This window comes from Mucilaginibacter sp. P1_D10, from assembly GCF_056406215.1.
The window spans coordinates 228,038-246,180 of sequence record NZ_JBFUAP010000011.1 but is presented as its reverse complement, the minus strand read 5'-3'; the positions used below and the strand labels follow the sequence as shown (position 1 = coordinate 246,180).

17 protein-coding genes are annotated in these 18,143 nt (G+C 46.7%); 8 read left to right on the top strand and 9 right to left on the bottom strand.

Features of this window, described 5'->3' with window-relative positions; genetic code table 11:
* The first annotated feature begins 581 nt into the window (after window positions 1-581).
* The 6 genes from AC1DYT_RS18800 (at window position 582) to AC1DYT_RS18775 (ending at window position 9,099) form a co-directional block, all read left to right on the top strand.
* Window positions 582-977 (top strand): four helix bundle protein, encoded by a 396-nt coding sequence (locus AC1DYT_RS18800; RefSeq protein WP_477471070.1) that lies wholly within the window; start codon window positions 582-584, stop codon window positions 975-977.
* A 12-nt stretch (window positions 978-989) separates the two neighbouring features.
* Window positions 990-1,472, top strand: coding sequence for a dihydrofolate reductase (locus AC1DYT_RS18795; RefSeq protein ID WP_477471069.1), 483 nt, complete (start codon window positions 990-992; stop codon window positions 1,470-1,472).
* A 114-nt stretch (window positions 1,473-1,586) separates the two neighbouring features.
* Window positions 1,587-4,550 (top strand): protein translocase subunit SecDF, encoded by a 2,964-nt coding sequence (gene secDF, locus AC1DYT_RS18790; protein ID WP_477471068.1) that lies wholly within the window; start codon window positions 1,587-1,589, stop codon window positions 4,548-4,550.
* A gap of 184 nt (window positions 4,551-4,734) precedes the next feature.
* Window positions 4,735-6,048 carry an NAD(P)/FAD-dependent oxidoreductase gene (locus AC1DYT_RS18785; protein ID WP_477471067.1) on the top strand — a complete coding sequence of 438 codons (1,314 nt, stop codon included), beginning with the start codon at window positions 4,735-4,737 and terminating at the stop codon, window positions 6,046-6,048.
* Window positions 6,048-6,905, top strand: a complete 858-nt coding sequence (locus tag AC1DYT_RS18780; protein WP_477471066.1) for a hydroxymethylglutaryl-CoA lyase — start codon at window positions 6,048-6,050, stop codon at window positions 6,903-6,905. The genes AC1DYT_RS18785 and AC1DYT_RS18780 overlap by 1 nt, the downstream gene beginning before the upstream one ends.
* 523 nt (window positions 6,906-7,428) lie before the next feature.
* The gene (locus tag AC1DYT_RS18775) at window positions 7,429-9,099 is read left to right on the top strand and encodes an amidohydrolase (protein WP_477471065.1); all 1,671 of its coding nucleotides are present in this window, start codon (window positions 7,429-7,431) and stop codon (window positions 9,097-9,099) included.
* A gap of 190 nt (window positions 9,100-9,289) precedes the next feature.
* On the opposite strand, the gene AC1DYT_RS18770 is transcribed toward AC1DYT_RS18775, so the two are convergent.
* From AC1DYT_RS18770 to fbaA, 6 genes are all read right to left on the bottom strand, one after another.
* Window positions 9,290-9,634: a hypothetical protein gene (locus AC1DYT_RS18770; RefSeq protein ID WP_477471064.1), complete on the bottom strand. Its 345-nt coding sequence runs from the start codon at window positions 9,632-9,634 to the stop codon at window positions 9,290-9,292.
* Window positions 9,635-9,691: 57 nt separating this feature from the next.
* On the bottom strand, window positions 9,692-9,904 hold the full coding sequence (locus AC1DYT_RS18765; RefSeq protein WP_477471063.1) for a type II toxin-antitoxin system HicB family antitoxin: 213 nt from the start codon (window positions 9,902-9,904) through the stop codon (window positions 9,692-9,694).
* Window positions 9,905-9,965: 61 nt separating this feature from the next.
* Complete coding sequence (locus AC1DYT_RS18760) at window positions 9,966-10,643, bottom strand: hypothetical protein (RefSeq protein ID WP_477471062.1); 678 nt, start codon at window positions 10,641-10,643, stop codon at window positions 9,966-9,968.
* A 188-nt stretch (window positions 10,644-10,831) separates the two neighbouring features.
* Window positions 10,832-11,263, bottom strand: coding sequence for a GNAT family N-acetyltransferase (locus AC1DYT_RS18755; protein WP_477471061.1), 432 nt, complete (start codon window positions 11,261-11,263; stop codon window positions 10,832-10,834).
* Window positions 11,223-11,726 (bottom strand): low affinity iron permease family protein, encoded by a 504-nt coding sequence (locus AC1DYT_RS18750; protein ID WP_477471060.1) that lies wholly within the window; start codon window positions 11,724-11,726, stop codon window positions 11,223-11,225. Before AC1DYT_RS18750 ends, AC1DYT_RS18755 begins: the two co-directional genes overlap by 41 nt.
* Window positions 11,727-11,811: 85 nt before the next feature.
* The gene (fbaA, locus tag AC1DYT_RS18745) at window positions 11,812-12,891 is read right to left on the bottom strand and encodes a class II fructose-bisphosphate aldolase (RefSeq protein WP_477471059.1); all 1,080 of its coding nucleotides are present in this window, start codon (window positions 12,889-12,891) and stop codon (window positions 11,812-11,814) included.
* Window positions 12,892-13,162: 271 nt separating this feature from the next.
* On the opposite strand from fbaA, the gene accD reads away from it, so the two are divergent.
* A complete protein-coding gene (gene accD / locus AC1DYT_RS18740) occupies window positions 13,163-14,026 on the top strand; it encodes an acetyl-CoA carboxylase, carboxyltransferase subunit beta (protein ID WP_477471058.1) in 864 nt (287 codons plus the stop codon).
* A 246-nt stretch (window positions 14,027-14,272) separates the two neighbouring features.
* Here accD and AC1DYT_RS18735 read toward each other — a convergent pair whose 3' ends face one another.
* From AC1DYT_RS18735 to glmM, 3 genes are all read right to left on the bottom strand, one after another.
* Entirely contained in the window at window positions 14,273-14,563 is a 291-nt protein-coding gene (locus tag AC1DYT_RS18735) for a hypothetical protein (protein WP_477471057.1), read from the bottom strand.
* 275 nt (window positions 14,564-14,838) lie between these two features.
* On the bottom strand, window positions 14,839-15,975 hold the full coding sequence (locus tag AC1DYT_RS18730; RefSeq protein WP_477471056.1) for a cysteine desulfurase family protein: 1,137 nt from the start codon (window positions 15,973-15,975) through the stop codon (window positions 14,839-14,841).
* Between the two features lie 69 nt (window positions 15,976-16,044).
* Window positions 16,045-17,433 (bottom strand): phosphoglucosamine mutase, encoded by a 1,389-nt coding sequence (glmM, locus tag AC1DYT_RS18725; protein ID WP_477471055.1) that lies wholly within the window; start codon window positions 17,431-17,433, stop codon window positions 16,045-16,047.
* A 128-nt stretch (window positions 17,434-17,561) separates the two neighbouring features.
* Here glmM and AC1DYT_RS18720 point away from each other — a divergent pair, with 128 nt between their 5' ends.
* On the top strand, window positions 17,562-18,131 hold the full coding sequence (locus AC1DYT_RS18720) for a phosphatase PAP2 family protein (protein WP_477471054.1): 570 nt from the start codon (window positions 17,562-17,564) through the stop codon (window positions 18,129-18,131).
* Window positions 18,132-18,143: the final 12 nt, after the last annotated feature.

Sequence of the window (18,143 nt, the reverse complement as noted above, 5' to 3'; positions counted from 1 at the left end):
GGTCATTGGGTCATTGGGTCATTGGGTCATTGGGTCATTGGGTCATTGGGTCATTGGGTCATTAAGGGAATTTGATTTTTTGAATACAGTTTGTTTTACTTCCTCTATTCAACCAATATTTTGTAAATTCGATTATGGCCAGGAATTTCTTAGTTAAACCGGAAAGCAAGCGTACTAATTTGAAAAAATCGCAGCGGGCAAAATTGATGGAAATTTACAGGCAGGTTTTGAATGATGTGAAGTTGTTCAAACAAGGCAAATTAAAAACCTATCCGATTGAGCAATTATGGGAGGAATTATGACAACACCGGAATTAAAAGAAAAGATAATCAAAGGACTCGATCATATACCGGAGGATTCTTTAAAACACGTCTTGGAATTGATAACCAAGATCCAGCAGAAACAATATATTGACGTTACCAGGTTTGACGAACTCATTGATGCTATCATATCCGAAAACAGGGGATTATTTAAGAGGTTGGCTGAATGATTAGTATCTAAACAGGCTATTTGCATGGCCAATAAAGGAATTTGATTTTTCAGAGATAGTTTGTTTCTTTATTACTTATTGATTTTTGCCAATGAGTAACAGAATTGAAGATTTGGAGGTTTACAACCTTGCGGATACCTTCGGCAACAAAATATGGTTCCTGGTTTTAGAGTGGGACTATTTTACAAAGGACACTGTAGGAAAACAATTAACAAGAGCCGCCGATTCGATAAGCGAAAATATTGCTGAAGGATTCGGCAGGTATCATTACAAGGAAAATAAAAACTTCTGCTACTTTAGCAGAGGCTCTTTGACAGAAACTAAAGGCTGGCTAAACAAATGCCTGGTTAGAAATTTGATCAGCGCAGATAAGCACGGCGAACTAATCAAAGAATTAGAAACCATCCATCATAAACTAAACATCTATATAAAATACATTGGTAAAAAAATCATCGAGCAGCCCAACAATGACTCAATGACCCAATGACTCAATGACCCAATGACAATTTCCATAATAGTCGCCATAGCCGAAAACTACGCCATCGGCAAAAACAATCAACTGCTTTGGCATTTGCCAAACGACCTGAAGCATTTCCGCGATGTTACCACCGGCCGCACGGTTATCATGGGGCGCAAAACTTTCGATTCGGTTGGCAAGCCGCTGCCGAGGCGCAGGAACATCGTGGTTACGCGGCAGGCTATCGAGATACCGGGTTGCGAGGTGGTGAAGTCGGTTGAGGAAGGCCTGGCGCTTTGCGGGCCCGAAGAAGAGGTGATGATTGTGGGCGGCGCCGAAATTTACCGGCAGGCAATGCCTATCACAAACCGCATCTATCTTACCATCGTACACAAGGCTTTCGAGGCAGATACTTTCTTCCCGCAAATTGATTATGCAGATTGGCAACAAACGAGCCGCGAAGATTTTGAGCCCGACGAGAAAAATCCACTGCCCTACTCGTTCATCCAGCTTGATCGCCGGTAACAAAACCTGCTGTTATTTTGTTTCAATTAAAAATTTCATGCTTGCGAAATTTTATTAGATTTGCCGTCTATTTTTAAAAAGCTTATAAACTAATTAATTACATATAAATTCGCGATGCAAGGTAAAGGGGTTATTAAATTTTTCGCCATTCTGCTGGCTGTTGTGTGCTTGTACCAGCTTTCATTTACGTGGGTGGCCCATAAAGTTGAGAACGATGCCAAGGTTATTTCCAAAGGCGATCCTAAAAGGGAAACAGCCTATTTAGATTCAATGGCTACTCAACCGGTGTACCCGCTCATTGGGCACACCTACCAATACTGCCTTGACAGAGAATTGGCCCTCGGTCTCGATTTAAAAGGCGGTATGAGCGTAACCATGCAAATTTCGTTGCGTGAGTTGGTTCAAACATTATCTAACAACAATACCGACCCCGCCTTTGTACAGGCAATGGCCGATGCTGAAAAAGATGTTGTTGAAAAAACCAACAAGGATTACATTACCCTTTTTGTTGAAGCTTACGAAAAACGCGCTCCCAATGCAAAACTGGCAGCCATTTTTGCAAACAGCAGCAATCAGGACAAAGTAAAGTTCAATTCTACCAATAGCCAGGTTGAAGCTTACCTGAAAGATCAGGCCTCTGCCGCTGTGCAGCAATCGTACACCGTACTGCACCGCCGTGTGGATCAGTTTGGTGTTACGCAGCCAAATATCCAGTTGCAAAAAAGCACCAACCGCATTTTGATCGAACTGCCGGGCGTTAAAGAACCGGAGCGTGTTAATAAGCTTTTATCAGGTACCGCCAAACTGGAGTTTTACGAAACTTACGACAATACCGAAGTTGCTGGCATGCTAAGCAATATCAACACCATGCTGGCTGCCAAAAACAAAGTTGCCGATACTGCAAAAATCGATACTGCCAAAGCCGGTAGCAAAGCACCATTATCTAAAAAAGACTCTGCTACCTCTTTATTGGCAAAACTAAAGAAGAGCATAAAATCAGATACTGCTAACTTAAGCAAAAGCCAGTTGGCTGCTCAAAACCCATTGTTCAGCGTTTTAAGCCCTGCTTATTACCAAACACAACAAGGCCAGTTACAAGCTGTACCGGGCCCGGTTGTAGGCCTGGCTTACAAAACAGATACCGCCAAGGTGAACAGCTACCTGCGCAGTGCCGATGTTAAAAGCAAATTGCCGCCTAACCTGAAATTGCTTTGGGGTGTTAAGCCGAACGATAAAAAACAGTTCGACCTGTATGCCATTAAACTTGCCGGTGCGCAAAATGGCGCAGTGTTATCGGGCGATGTTATCACCGATGCCAAAAGCGACATCGATCAGCAAAAAGGCGGCTACGAGGTTACCATGTACATGAACTCGCAAGGTGCCCATGCCTGGAAAACCATCACCGCAGCAGCATCTGTTGGCAAAAGGTCTATCGCCATTGTATTGGATGATAACGTTTACTCTGCCCCTGGTGTGCAAAACGAAATTTCTGGCGGCGTGTCTTCTATCTCGGGTAGCAGCTTTACACAAGATGATACCAAGGATTTGGCCAACGTATTAAAGGCTGGTCGTTTACTTGCACCTGCCCGCATTGTTGGCGGCGAAGTGGTAGGCCCATCTTTGGGCCAGGAAGCTATCAGCGCAGGTTTATTATCATGTATCCTTGGTTTGGTGGTTATCCTTATCTTCATGATAGCGTATTACAACCGTGCAGGTACTATTGCGGTAGTAGCCGTACTGGTTAACGTATTCTTCCTGTTGGGTGTTTTAGTAAGCATACGCGCAGTATTAACGCTGCCTGGTATAGCAGGTATCATCCTGATATTAGGTGTTGCCGTTGATGCCAACGTATTGGTTTACGAACGTGTGCGCGAAGAACTCGGTTTAGGCAAATCTATCCGTATTGCGGTTGCAGATGGTTTTAAACACGCATTGCCGTCTATCCTCGATGCCAACATCAGTACTTTCTTAACCGGTATCATCTTATTCATATTCGGCTCGGGCCCAATACAAGGTTTTGCAACTACGTTAATGATCGGTATCATTACTACCTTGTTCTGCTCATTATTGATCTCGAGGCTGATATTTGAATTTATGCTCGAAAAAGGCTGGGATATCAAATTCTCAAATCCATGGAGCTCACATACCTTCAAAAACGCCAATTACGGTTTCGTGAAGAATCGTTTCAAATTCTATATCTTCTCTGGCCTATTCATTGCTGCCGGTTTGGTATCAATGGTAACCCGTGGCTTTAACTACGGCGTAGACTTTGGTGGTGGCCGTACCTACCTGGTACAGTTCCCTAACAAAGCGGCGACAACCGATGAGATTCACAAGGAATTGGATAAAGCTTTGGGCTTTGGTTCGGAAGTAAAAACCTATGGTGCCGATAAGATCAGTATCACTACCAACTATTTAATTAACGATACTGCTCCTGATGCAGACGAAAAAGTAGCGGACGCATTAATTAATGCCTTAAAAGTAAACCCGGTTACTGCAATCACTACAAAAGATATTTTGAGCCACCAAAAAGTGGAAGCCACCGTTGCCAACGAGTTAAAGTCTTCGGCAAAATGGACCATCATTATCGCCATCCTGGTAATATCGGCTTATATATTCATCAGGTTCCGCAAATGGCAGTTCAGCCTTGGGGCTATGATTGCGACCGCACACGATGCTGCGATGGTATTATCTTTCTTCACGTTGTTTAAAGATATATTGCCGTTCTCATTAGATATCGACCAGGCATTTATTGCAGCATTGCTCACGGTTATCGGCTACTCTATTAATGATACCGTGGTAGTGTTCGACCGTATCCGCGAGTTCCTTAGCTTGCACCATGCAAAAACTGATGACCCTAAAGAAGTTATTAACCATGCTATCAACAACACGCTTAGCCGCACCGTTATCACTGCTTTAACGGTGGTAATGATCCTGATCATCTTGTTCCTGTTTGGTGGCGATGTGTTACGTGGTTTCTCGTTCGCCTTATTGATTGGTGTACTTTTCGGTACTTACTCGTCAATCTGCGTAGCAACCCCGGTTATAATCGACTTTGGAAAAAAAGACCTCAGATAATATTATTTGACATAATAATGAAAGGCTCCAAAGAACATTTGGAGCCTTTTTTGTTAAACAAACAAGGCAGCCCCTCCCAACTCCCACCGCACGTTAGCGGAAAGGCTTTTTAAATTCTCCACCGCCGGTCCGAAGGGCTCCCGTGGAGGAGAGATTAGAGAGGGCTGAGCTTAAACTATTCAATATGGACACCAACAATCTTTCAAAATTCCCAACGGTAGTCATCATAGGCGGCGGCTTCGGCGGCATACAGGTTGCCAAACAGCTTGCAGATAAGCCTGTAGAGATAGTACTACTGGATAAACATAACTACCACACTTTTCAACCCTTGCTATACCAGGTGGCCACCGGCGGCCTGGAGGCCGAATCGATAGGCTTTTCCCTCCGCAAGAACTTCGAGGGGCAAAAGAACCTGCGTTTCCGCATTGCCGAGGTTAGCAACATCGATACCGAAAAGAACGTGGTGCAAACCGATATCGGCCCTATCCCCTACGATTACCTGGTGATAGCCACCGGCTCTACCACCAATTTCTTCGGCAATAAGGATATCGAAAAGTACGCCATGCCCATGAAATCGATACCCGAGGCGCTAAACCTGCGCTATATGGTGCTGCAGAACCTGGAAGAGGCCATTTTAAAGCCTTCTAAGGAAGAACGCGCGCCTTACCTATCGTTCGTGCTGGTGGGTGCCGGCCCTACGGGCGTGGAGCTTGCAGGGGCCTTAGCCGAACTTCGCAACCACGTGCTGCATAAAGATTATCCGGAGCTATCCAAAGACGAGATGAAGGTTTACCTGGTAGATTTCCTGCCCCGTGTGCTCGGCCCGTTCTCTGAACAAGGCTCAAAGGCTGCGGAGGACTTCCTCACCAAAATGGGCGTTGAGTTGTTGCTGAACGTAAAAGTAGACAGCTACGATGGTAATGAGATAAAATTCGATGGCGGCAAAAGCATCCGCACCAAAAACGTTATCTGGAGTGCCGGTGTGGCGGGCGTTGTGCCGGGCGGTGTTAGCAAAGAAGCCATAGAGCGCGGCAACCGCATCAAAGTAGATAATGCGTGCCGTATGGTTGGCAGCAGCAACATATTCGCCATTGGCGATGTGGCTGCCATGATAACAGACGATACGCCAAAAGGGCATCCCGGCGTGGCACAGGTAGCCATACAAATGGGCAAGCTAACGGGCAAAAACATCGATCGCATTATCCGCGGCGAGCAACCGGAGCCGTTCAAATATTTCGATAAAGGTTCCCTTGCAACCATTGGCCGCAATAAAGCTATTGCCGATTTGGGCAAAATACGTTTCCAGGGATTTTTTGCCTGGCTGGTGTGGATGTTCATCCACCTGATATCATTAATGGGCGGCCGTAACAGGGTTATCGTATTTATTAACTGGGTGGCCAGCTACATGAATAATAACGGTGGCAGCAGGCTGATTATCCGTAAATTCGAGCCGGAACAACTGGCACAGAAGGATGTACAGGTTTCAAAAATAGACTAATGCCTGAGCAGATAAGAATCACCGAATGCCCCCGCGATGCCATGCAGGGCCTGCACGATTTCGTGCCGACGGATGTAAAGGCCGCCTACATCAACCTGCTTTTGCAGGTAGGTTTCGATACCATCGATTTCGGGAGCTTCGTATCGCCGAAGGCCATCCCTCAAATGCGCGATACCGCAGACGTGTTGAGTAAGCTCGATTTGAGCAGCACCCGTTCTAAATTATTAGCCATTATTGCCAATTACCGTGGTGCCGAAGAAGCAGCGGCACATGAAGAGATTACTTTCCTGGGCTACCCTTTCTCCATATCCGAAACTTTTCAGTTAAGGAACACCAATACCACTATCGCGCAAGCCTTTGAAAGCGTAAAGCGAATAAATGAGCTTTGCCTTTCCAAAGATAAATCGCTGCTGATTTACCTCTCCATGGGTTTCGGTAACCCATATGGGGACGATTGGAATACGGAGATAGTACAGAACTGGGCGCAAAAAATGATTGATGAGGGCATCGGCTACATCGCCCTGTCGGATACCATCGGCATAGCCACGCCGGGGCAGATAAGCACGCTATACCCGGCCTTGGTCAACCTTTCGCCCATCACCAGTTTCGGGCTGCATCTTCACTCCACCCCCGATACCTGGCAGGAAAAGGTGGCCGCTGCCTACGAAGCCGGCTGCACCCGCTTTGATGCCGCCCTGAAAGGCTATGGTGGCTGCCCTATGGCCAAAGATGAGCTTACAGGCAACATCGCCACCGAAAACCTCATTGCCTACCTGCTGCATCAAAACAGCGACCTTGGGCTTGATTTGGACAAACTGGGTGAAGCGATGGAATATTCTACCAAAGTGTTTTTATAAGTTTGTCATTGCGAGGAGCAGCGCGGGAAATTGCGCGGGGCGCGACGTGGCAACCTCATGGGACAGGCATCAGGGCCTTGCAAACACGCCAAATGTCCTATGAGGTTGCCGCGCTGCGCTCGCAATGACAATGGGGTAAGCAAATCCGCTACCGCGAGATTAGCGAAGCGTATCTCGTGGTGGGCATGTTGCAAGCTTCCAGCTTGCGTCAGCTGAAAGCTGACCTTGTGCCAACCACGGGCTGGAAGCCCGCGGTAGCAGTAATATTCTACCCAAGTGTTTTTATAATTTTGTCATTGCGAGGAGCTGCGTGGCAATTGCGCGGGGGCGCGACGTGGCAACCTCATAGGACAAGCGCCGGAGCTTTGCATGAGTATAAATGTCCTATGAGGTTGCCACGCTATCGCTCGCAATGATAAGTTGGTAAGTGTGCGGCAAGGCAAATAACAAGTTCCCCCTCTGCAACTTAAAGCATCATACTGCGTAAACTTTCGCTTAACATCCATTGCCGACCTTACCGGCCATGAAAAAGCTGTCCGCGCTGATAATCCTCATCGCATTATACCTACCCCTACACGCCCAACAAGCGGATCTGATCCTCACCGGCGGCAACATCATCACCCTGAAACAAAAAGGCCACCGTGCACAGGCAATAGCCATGGCCAATGGCAGGATATTGGCGATAGGCAGCGATGCCGATATAGCCAAATACGCCGGAAAGGATACCAAAATCATCAAGCTGAATGGCAAAACCGTTGTCCCCGGTTTTAACGATGTGCACCAGCACCCCGCGCCGGTATATCCTTTCGAAGCGCTTTATTCAACAATAAGGCTCGATACGGTCACTTCGATGAAAAACCTCCTAACCCTGATAAAACGTAAAGCGGCCATCACCCCAAAAGGCATGTTGATACAGGGCGTAGGCTATAACGAAACCTTACTTGGCGGCCAGCCTATTAGGGATAGCCTTGATAAAGCTACTAAAGACCATCCTGTATTGTTGAGGCATGTAAGCGGCCACCTATCGGCTGCCAACTCCTTCCTGATGGATAAAGCCGGCATTACCGAAGCCACCAAAGACCCGGCAGGCGGGCTGTTCGAACGGTATTTAGGCACTAATAAACCCGATGGCATTTGCAAGGAATCTGCCGCCGGTTACCTGCGCCGGGCAAAAATCACCTATCCGCCCAAACCGACCGAGGAGGAGGAAATGGCCGGTTACCGCCTCTATTTTAACCAGGTGCTGGCCAGTGGCGTAACCAGTGTTGGCGATGCCAACACCAGCCCACAAAAGGTTCAAATATACCGCAAACTGGTTGCCGAAAACTTCGCCATGCGCTTTAACCTGCTCATCTGGTGGGAATACCTTGACCAGGTACTTAGCGGGAAGATACCTAGAATGGAAACCGATTTCCTGCGCATTGCGGGCATAAAAGTGGTACAGGGCAATTCGCTCAGCGGCAAAACCTGCTGGCTTAACGACCCGTACGATATGATAAACCCGCTCACGGACAAACGCGATTACTACGGCATTCCCCCTGCCCGTAGTCAGGCCGGACTGGATAGCTTATTCCTGGCCATCCATAACGCAGGTTGGCAAATTGCCTGCCACTCCAACGGCGACCGTGAGTTAGCCATGGTAATAACCTCCATTGAAAAAGCAATGCAGCAAAACCCGCGCCCCGACCCACGCCACCGCATTGAACACTGCAGCATTACCACATTAAAAATAATGGAGGATATCAAACGCGATGGCATTATACCGGTGTTCCATTGCTATATGTACGAACTGGGCGAAAAGATGGCCGTGTACGGCGAAGAACGCCTGAAGATGCTGCACCCTACCCGCACGGCACAGGATATGGGCATTGTGTACGCCCTGCATTCCGATGCGCCGATATCCACCTACCCCGCCATGATACGCCTGGGCAGCGCGGTTGCCCGCAAAACCAAAGAAGGCAACGTAATAGGCGCCAACCAGCGCGTAGATGCCGAAGACGCCATAAAGGCCTATTGCTATGGCGGTGCCTATACCACCTACGAGGAGAAAAAGAAAGGTTCATTATTGCCCGGATATTTTGCCGATATGGTAATCCTCGATGCCGACCCAACGGCCATTGACCCGGATAAGATTAGGAATATAAAGGTAAATACGACTATCGTAGCGGGGAAGGTGGTTTATCAGGCGAAGTAAAAGAGTTTAATTTAGCAATCCTCTCAACCACGTCTTTGCGAGCGAAGCGCGGCAATCATCGGCATACAGAGCGGAGCGCAAAGTCGACTTGAATAGTGGACCTACTTGGCTTAGAGATTGCCTCGTACCGCTACCGCGAGATTAGCGAAGCGTATCTCGTGGTGGGCATAACGAAAGCTTTCAGCTTGCGTCAGCCTCGTAAAAACGCCTGCCACAATTGCAATATGCTCCTGAAGTCTTGTAAAGGAATGGACTGCAGCAAATTTCCCGTGTCTCCTGTGCTCGAATAAATATCTGCAGTATGGGCATTAAGCCATGCGGTGTATAATTCAGAAGAAACGGCACAATGTTCATAGTCGGGCGAACCACCGTTCAAATAATAGTCGACATTTTCTAAACCTTGGCTTATACTAATTTGGTCGGTGTATGAATCCAAGAATTCAGCCAACCCGCCACCTCTCGCAACATGACGCGATTTTCCATTGACCCTTTGGGTGGAAAAATTCACGTCATGCTTTTTTAATAGATGGTTCACCTGAGTTGAATTTATTAGTAAGCAAATAAACGCAACGTAAAGGTATAGCCGATTCAGCTACGCGTACATTAACTTGCCTTTTGGTGAAGGAACGGGCCTGTTAAGCTCCTTTGCCGTTTGTATCCATTGTTCAATAACAATTTCAATATTTGCTATAGCTTCACCGTAAGTTGCGCCATCGGCCATGCAACCAGCCAATTCGGGCACTTCGGCAATAATCGATTTGTCTTCTTCACTCCAGTAAAGAATTATCTCATACTTATTTTCCATATAGCATCAATTTATATTTTGGAAGCGCGGCTTAACTTGCCCCGGCAGCGACGGATCATGTTTACTTTTGGTCTAACAAATAATCTGTGGTTAGTTTTATTTGGCTTAACCTGCCTTCAGAAAAAGTATAGTAATGCCACATCCCATCCAATCCCGTGATAACCTCGACCACATTTATACCTGGCAATTCATTGTCGATGTTCTTTTTAAAATATGTACGATAAAAGTCTGACTTGCTCATTCCTACTTTTATACCATTAACGAAGACCATCTCCGAGTTGTTAATTACCGCGGAAACAATTTCAAAACTCTTGTTTTCGTCCGATTTGACGAACTTAACAAAGCTACCTTCTTTATTAAACCTATACAATTTGGTAGAATCTGTTTGGCCTTCCCTTTGTATCTCGTCAACATATTGATAGTCACGGAAGGCTTTTTTAAGCGTGTCTTCATTGCCTATCTTGCCAAACGGGTAATAAAAGAACCAACCGGTTGTCACTATTTTTAAAGTATCGTTTTGACAGCGAATAACAATAAGGTCTTTGTTTCCATCAGTCCGAAACTGCCTCCTTAAAAAGGGATATAACTTAAGGGTATCTGCTGGGTTTGAAACAGATAACGACCGTGGTTTAGCTTCAGAAGAAGCCTTATTTGCAGACTTGTCACTTTTTAGCTGACAACTTGAACAAGCTAAAAATCCTAATATAAAGCAGGACCAAATGGCGTTAACTATTTTCATTTTAAATTTTTAGAGATTTCTATTCTTATATCATACTGCGCAGCGTTTCTATAATATCACAAGATATGCGGAATATCCCGTGGTAGGCATAACGCAAGTTAAAAGCTGACCTTTTGCCAAGCAGGGGCTCGCCCCCCCCCCAGCGAGTCTAAAAGCTAAATCCGAAATCGAAAATCCCAAATCCGAAATTACTTCCGAACCATCTTATAATGCCTTATCCCCGCCTCTTCAAACTCCGGCCCGTCTTTTTCAAAGCCGAAGCGGGCGTAAAGGCTAACGGCATCAAGCTGGGCGTGCAGGTAAACGTAAGCGGCATCGGCAGGCAAGGCAGCTAAAACAGCGCGTACCATCTCCTGCCCTACGCCAAAGCCACGGTATTTTTTCAATACAGCAAAGCGCTCTAACTTATAACCTTTATCGGTTTTGCGATAGCGACAGGCGCCGGCGGGCTCAACATCAACAGTGACTAAAAAATGGGTGCTTTGGTCGTTAAACTCTATCTCCAGTTCGTGCGGGCAGCCCTGCTCTACAACAAAAACTTCGTGGCGTATAGCAAATACTTTCTCCAGTGCTGCCGGATCAGTTACCTGTTCTACTTCTATTTTTGAGGGCTCGGGCATAATGCGGTTTACTTTTAAAGCCGGTTAGCTTTGAATTATGGTTCTCCTCAGCAGCGTCAATAGAATGCGTGCAGGTGAGGTCGTCCTCCTTCTCGGCAAGATCGGATAATTTTACGTAAAATTTGTGCAATTGATCAAGGTCGTTCTCGCTCAGGTCCTCAATATCCACCATGCGGTTGCTGGCTCCCTGGTGTGATGCAAGCAATTCGTTCAGTTTTAAATGGATGGCCTTCGAATCCTTATTCTGCGATTTCTGAATCAAAAACACCATCAAAAAAGTAACAATGGTGGTGCCGGTATTGATAATGAGCTGCCAGGTATCAGAATAATCAAAGATGGGTCCGGTTATCAGCCATACAATTATAATGGCGATGGCCCCTAGGAACGCCGGGGAGCTACCGGTTGCTATGGTTGCCCAGTTTGCAAATCTTTCGAAAAAATTCTTGGTTTTCTTTTTGGCCATGGCGCTCAATATTTAACCTTACAACCTAAAAAAACCGCCGATGTTCTTACACATGGGCGGTTTTATTTTTATTAGTTCTAACAGCTTATAGCTTGCTGTTAGCGTCGATGCAATTCAAATCGCCGAAGGCTACAGTTAAGCGTTTTACAAACGTTTCCTCTGCCTTGCGCAACCAAACGCGTGGGTCGTAGTATTTTTTGTTTGGAGAATCCTCACCATCGGGGCTGCCAATTTGTGTTTGCAAATAGCCTTCTTTTGCCTGGTAGTAATCTTTTATGCCTTCCCAAAATGCAAACTGCATATCGGTATCGATGTTCATTTTGATAGCACCGTAAGATATCGCTTCACGGATTTCTTCCTGGCTCGAACCCGAACCACCGTGGAATACGAAGTTGATTGGCTTATCTGCCGCAAGGCCGTGCTTCTCTTTTAAATAAACTTGCGAGTTGTGCAGGATAACCGGCTGCAATTTAACGTTACCCGGTTTGTAAACACCGTGTACGTTGCCAAATGCAGCAGCAATGGTAAACCTGTCGCTCACTTTAGATAGTTCTTCGTAAGCGTAAGCAACCTCTTCGGGCTGGGTGTATAAGCGTGAGCTATCAACATCAGAGTTATCAACGCCGTCTTCTTCGCCGCCGGTTACGCCCAGCTCAATTTCAACGGTCATGCCCATTTTAGCCATGCGGGCTAAGTATTTAGCAGATATTTCGATGTTTTCTTCGATAGGTTCTTCAGAAAGATCAAGCATGTGCGATGAGAACAAAGGCTTGCCTGTTTCGGCAAAGAATTTCTCGCCATGCTCCAACAAACCATCAATCCATGGCAATAATTTTTTTGCCGCATGGTCGGTATGTAAAATTACGGCAACACCGTAATGCTCGGCTAATAAATGCACGTGCTTCGCAGCTGATACACCGCCTAAAATGCAAGCCTGCAGTTTAGAGTTATCAAGCGATTTACCCGCGTAAAACTGCGCGCCGCCGTTTGATAATTGGATAATAACAGGTGAGTTAACAGCCTTTGCTGTTTCCATTACTGCATTTATAGTGTTTGTGCCGATAACGTTTACCGCCGGCAAAGCAAACTGGTGTGCTTTAGCTGCTTCAAATAGTTCCTGCACCTGGTCTCCGGTGAGTACTCCTTTGTAATCTTTTAAACTCATTAACTTATTGTTTGTGCGCCGAAGTTATAAAAATTGTTGAAATGTTGGAAGGTTTGAAGGTTGAAAAGTTGAAAATAATACAGATAGACAATCGTTTATATAGACTTTAATTCCCCTTAAACGCCGAAAAGAGTATTGGTATGCTTCCACAAAAAATCTTGGCCTTACAATGCTGAAACTTTCCAACCTAAAAACCTTTCAACATTAAAACTTTTAAACATTACAACCTTTTTTCGTTTCTTTGTATCACTTGAAAGACTTAGATATAGATATGGCGTGGTTTAAGCGAGAAATCAAAGGGATAATTACGACTACTGAGGAAAAGAAAGAAGCCCCCGATGGCATCTGGAACAAATGCCCCAACTGTAAAAAACCCCTTCACTACTCGGAACAGGTTGAAAACCAATACGTTTGCCACTACTGTGGTTTCCATATACGCATTGGCTCCAAAGAATATTTTTCTATTTTATTCGATGATAACCAGTTCACCGAACTGTTTGCAGGCCTTACATCGGGCGACCCATTGCACTTTACCGATACCAAAAAGTACACCGACCGACTGGTAGAAACCAAAAAGAAAACCGGTTTACAGGATGCTATCCGCGCAGGCGTTGGCAAAATGAACGGTGAGGACGTGGTGATTGCCTGTATGGATTTCAATTTTATAGGTGGATCCATGGGTTCGGTAGTGGGCGAAAAGATTGCCCGCTCTATAGATTATAGTATCAAACACAAGGTTCCTTTCCTGATGATTTCCAAATCGGGTGGTGCCCGCATGATGGAAGCTGCCTTTTCGCTGATGCAGATGGCTAAAACATCGGCTAAGCTTGCCCTGCTAAGCCAGGCAAAAGTACCTTATATCTCTTTACTAACCGACCCAACAACAGGCGGCGTTACCGCATCATACGCCATGCTGGGCGATATCAACATTGCCGAGCCGGGTTCGCTCATTGGCTTTGCTGGTCCGCGCGTTATTAAAGAAACCATTAAGAAAGACTTACCTAAAGGTTTCCAAACTGCCGAATTTGTGCAGGAACACGGTTTCCTTGATTTTATAGTAGACCGCAGGGAAATGAAAGAAAAACTGGCAACTTTTTTAAAGATGCTGGCTCCGGTGGCAGTTAATGAAGTTTAAGAGTTACCATTATCAAGATATGAAGGCTGCCTTTCGAGGTGGCCTTTTTGTTTACCTGAGCGCACACTTTACCCCCGCGTCATTGCGAGCGATAGCGTGGCAACCATCGGTAAGCAAGTCGGATTTGCATAGCCGTTCTGCCTCCCGGGGATTGCTTCGTTCCTCGCAATGACGCAGTGATAAATAAAACAGGCAAGGCTTCACATTTTGTGAAGCCTTGCCTGTTTATGCTTTGAAGAGCCTTATTTATAACCCTTCCGTACCTGGCTCATGCCCAAGCATACGGCCGGTTGTGCGGCCATGCGGGCGGCTTTCGAAGTTTGTTTTAGTGGCTACGCCTTCAGACGGGAACTCGTGCTGGTTTGGTGGCGTTACGTCGTTCTGCTCGCTGTACGATGCATCGTTACCTTCCTGCTGTTGTTCCTGCTCGGTTTGCGGGCGGTAGCCCGAACCACCTTCGCGGCTTTCGCGCTCTTCGGGTGTTTCGTTGGGATTATGGCTTGGATTGTATTCCGGGTTTCTTTCGTTACTTTCCATGGTATTTTAGTTTTTAATTGTTAATTAATAAACAACCAAAAACAATACCAATATTTTAGATGGAGGAAATTTAATTGCAATTCGCCCCGTTCCGGTGTCCCCCAGTTCCGGTGTCCTCACCGGAACGCTTCGGCTACGAACGGCGGTGAGGACACCGCCTTAGGGGAAAGGAGTATTTTACTATCCCCGTGGCGGTGTCCTCACCGGAACGCTCCGGCAAGCAAACGGCGGTGAGGACACCGCCTTAGGGGAAAATGAAATGAATGGTTGGCTACCTACGCGCTCACCATGCAAAGCTCTTTCAGCTTAGCCACGGTATAATCCACCTCATCCTTAGTGTTGTACTTAGAGAAAGAGAACCTAACCGATGGCCTGTCTGCACTCGCACCGATAGCGGTAAGTACGTGCGAACCAATATCAGAACCCGAGCTGCATGCGCTGCCGCCGGATGCCGAGATCCCGGCTATGTCTAAATTAAACAACAACATATCGGCCATGTCCATTTCGGGGAAAGAAGTGTTCAGTACAGTGTACAGGCTTTTTGCAGGATCCGTTTCGCCGTTGAAAGCTACGCCGGCAATCTCCTGCTGTAGTTTGGCCATCATATAGCTTTTCAGATCTTGAATATAAGCCTGGTGGGCATCCATTTCGCTGTAAGCAAGCTCCAAAGCCTTTGCCAGGCCGACTATGCCATACACGTTTTCGGTGCCGCCGCGCATGTTGCGTTCCTGCGCGCCGCCGTATATCATAGGTTTGATTTTTACTTTATGGTTTACGTGCAAAAAGCCAACGCCTTTTGGGCCGTGCAGCTTGTGGGCCGCGCATACCATAAAGTGGATTTTCAACTTACTCAGGTCGTGCTTGTAGTGACCAACAGTTTGTACGGTATCGCTATGGTAAATGGCGTTGTAGGCCTCGCACAGGTCGCCCACGCGTTCGATATCGGTAATGGTACCCAGCTCGTTGTTGGCGTGCATCAGCGATACCATGCTGCGCTCATTATCTTTCAGCAGGGTTTCCAGGTGGTTGTAATCTACATTGCCTTTACAATCCACATCCACGTAGCTTAGTTTGATGGTACCGGCCTTCTCCATCGACTGCAAAGTATGGATAACCGCGTGGTGCTCCAGCTGGGTAGTGATGGCGTGGGTAAGCTTATTATCGTTAATGCCGCAACGGATGGCGGTGTTATCGGCCTCGGTACCTCCGCTGGTAAAGAATATCTCGGCCGGCGAAGTATGAAGTAAATTAGCTACGGTTTTGCGCGAACGTTCTATCAGCGTACGCACCTCGCGGCCATGGGAATGTATAGAGGATGGATTGCCGTAATGGCCCTCCATTACTTTATACATTTCCTTTAAAACTTCAGGATCGAGAGCGGTAGTGGCAGCATTATCAAAGTAAACGCGCATGATAGTAATTAGTGAGTGGTGAATAGTGAGTGGTTATCGTTCGGACTTGCCGTCTTCCTGACTTTCGGACTAACTAAGATTTAATATTTCTTTTATATCACGAATGATCTTTTCGGCCAGGTTATTCGCAACAGTTTCCGAATTTGCCTCGGAGTAGATGCGGATAATAGGCTCTGTATTCGACTTACGCAAATGTACCCATTCTTTGTCGAATTCTATTTTGAGCCCGTCAATTGTGCTGTGGGGCTGCTTTTGATATTTCTCTTCTACCTTCAGCAACAGCGCGTCGATATCCATCTCTGGCGTGAGCGTAATCTTATTTTTAGAAATGAAGTACCCTGGGTAAGAAGCTCTTAAAACCGATACCGGTTTGCCGTATTTGGCCAAATGGATTAAAAACAGGGCGATGCCTACCAGTGCGTCGCGACCGTAATGCAGTTCGGGATAAATAACCCCACCGTTGCCTTCGCCGCCAATAACGGCGCCAACTTCCTTCATTTTGTTAACCACGTTCACCTCGCCAACGGCGGCAGCATGGTATTCGCCGCCCGCTTTTTCGGTAACATCGCGCAGGGCGCGGGTGCTGGAAAGGTTCGATACGGTGTTGCCTTTATTATTCTTCAGCACGTAATCTGCAACGGCCACCAGGGTGTATTCTTCGCCGAACATATTGCCATCCTCGCAAACAAAGCAAAGGCGGTCCACATCCGGGTCTACAGCTATGCCTATGTCGGCCCGGTTCTTTAATACTTCTTTTGAAAGCGCTACCAAATTCTCGGGCAGCGGCTCGGGGTTGTGCGGGAAATGACCATCGGGCTCGCAATAAAGTTCGTGGATGGTATTTACGCCCAAAGCTTTCAACAAAGCCGGCACGAATATGCCGCCCGTAGAATTTACGCAATCAATCACCACTTTAAAATCGGCAGCTTTGATGGCTTCTACATCCACCAAGGGCAGGGCGAGTATTTTATCGATGTGTTTTTGCAGGTAGGTATCATCCTTGGTTACTTTACCGAGGGCATCAACGCCGGCGTAAATAAAATCGCTGTTCTCGGCGATTTCGAGCACTTCTTTGCCATCAGCATCGTTGATGAATTCGCCATCGGCATTAAGCAGTTTAAGGGCATTCCATTGTTTGGGATTATGGCTGGCGGTGAGGATGATACCACCTGCGGCATGCTCATCGGGCACGGCAACTTCTACAGTTGGGGTGGTGGATAGGCCAAGGTCTACCACATCGATGCCCAAACCCTGCAAGGTGCCAATCACCAGGTTGTTCACCATATCGCCGGATAGGCGCGCATCGCGGCCGATAACGATCTTATTTTTGCCCGAGCGTTTTACTGCCCAGCTACCATAAGCGGAGGTAAATTTCACTATATCCAGAGGCGTTAAGCCTTCTCCCGCCGCGCCCCCAATTGTGCCCCTTATACCCGAAATTGATTTAATCAGTGTCAAAATGTACCGTATTTTAGGCTGCAAAAATAAGCTATTTAACTAATAGGTATGTAAAATTCGCGTAGTTTTAAGGCTGAATTTATTGGCTATATTTGCGGGATAAACATTATTTATCTGCTCCAAAACCGATGCCCGATTTTCTTTTACAGCTCGACAGGCATTTATTTTATTTCATCAACCACGACTTATCCAACGCTTTTTTCGATTGGATAATGCCCATGATGCGCAACCCCAGGTTTTGGATACCGCTGTATATCTTCATCGTCGCATTCAGCATTTGGCGCTATAAAAAACGGGGTGTTATACTGGTACTGATGCTTGCCCTGGCTGCAGGCTTTGCCGATTTTACCAGTGCCAGCCTCATTAAAAAACAAGTGCAGCGCGACAGGCCGTGCCGGGATGCTGTTACCTCCAAAACCGTCATCAGCCGCGTCCCTTGCGGCACAGGCTACAGCTTCCCCTCTACCCATGCTACCGACCATTTTGCATTAGCTATATTCTTATGCCTGGCATTAGGCAAAAAATGGAAATGGGTTGTGCCCGCGGCTATCCTGTGGGCGGCCATTATTTGTTTTGCGCAGGTTTATGTGGGAGTCCACTTCCCCGTGGACGTTTTGGCCGGTGCCATTTATGGCGGCCTGGTGGGCTGGCTATTTTTTGCCGGATTTAAAAAATGGCAACCGGATTTTGTGGCCTGATGCGATAGAAAC

Excerpts from the sequence above, each read along its gene's own strand:
- AC1DYT_RS18795 (WP_477471069.1), top strand. The coding sequence starts at position 990 with ATGACAATTTCCATAATAGTCGCCATAGCCGAAAACTACGCCATCGGC.
- fbaA (WP_477471059.1), bottom strand. The coding sequence starts at position 12,891 with ATGAGTTTAAAAGATTACAAAGGAGTACTCACCGGAGACCAGGTGCAG.
- AC1DYT_RS18775 (WP_477471065.1), top strand. The coding sequence starts at position 7,429 with ATGAAAAAGCTGTCCGCGCTGATAATCCTCATCGCATTATACCTACCC.
- AC1DYT_RS18750 (WP_477471060.1), bottom strand. The coding sequence starts at position 11,726 with ATGGCCAAAAAGAAAACCAAGAATTTTTTCGAAAGATTTGCAAACTGG.
- AC1DYT_RS18800 (WP_477471070.1), top strand. The coding sequence starts at position 582 with ATGAGTAACAGAATTGAAGATTTGGAGGTTTACAACCTTGCGGATACC.
- AC1DYT_RS18720 (WP_477471054.1), top strand. The coding sequence starts at position 17,562 with ATGCCCGATTTTCTTTTACAGCTCGACAGGCATTTATTTTATTTCATC.
- AC1DYT_RS18735 (WP_477471057.1), bottom strand. The coding sequence starts at position 14,563 with ATGGAAAGTAACGAAAGAAACCCGGAATACAATCCAAGCCATAATCCC.
- AC1DYT_RS18765 (WP_477471063.1), bottom strand. The coding sequence starts at position 9,904 with ATGGAAAATAAGTATGAGATAATTCTTTACTGGAGTGAAGAAGACAAA.
- AC1DYT_RS18760 (WP_477471062.1), bottom strand. The coding sequence starts at position 10,643 with ATGAAAATAGTTAACGCCATTTGGTCCTGCTTTATATTAGGATTTTTA.
- secDF (WP_477471068.1), top strand. The coding sequence starts at position 1,587 with ATGCAAGGTAAAGGGGTTATTAAATTTTTCGCCATTCTGCTGGCTGTT.
- AC1DYT_RS18785 (WP_477471067.1), top strand. The coding sequence starts at position 4,735 with ATGGACACCAACAATCTTTCAAAATTCCCAACGGTAGTCATCATAGGC.
- accD (WP_477471058.1), top strand. The coding sequence starts at position 13,163 with ATGGCGTGGTTTAAGCGAGAAATCAAAGGGATAATTACGACTACTGAG.
- AC1DYT_RS18755 (WP_477471061.1), bottom strand. The coding sequence starts at position 11,263 with ATGCCCGAGCCCTCAAAAATAGAAGTAGAACAGGTAACTGATCCGGCA.
- AC1DYT_RS18730 (WP_477471056.1), bottom strand. The coding sequence starts at position 15,975 with ATGCGCGTTTACTTTGATAATGCTGCCACTACCGCTCTCGATCCTGAA.
- AC1DYT_RS18780 (WP_477471066.1), top strand. The coding sequence starts at position 6,048 with ATGCCTGAGCAGATAAGAATCACCGAATGCCCCCGCGATGCCATGCAG.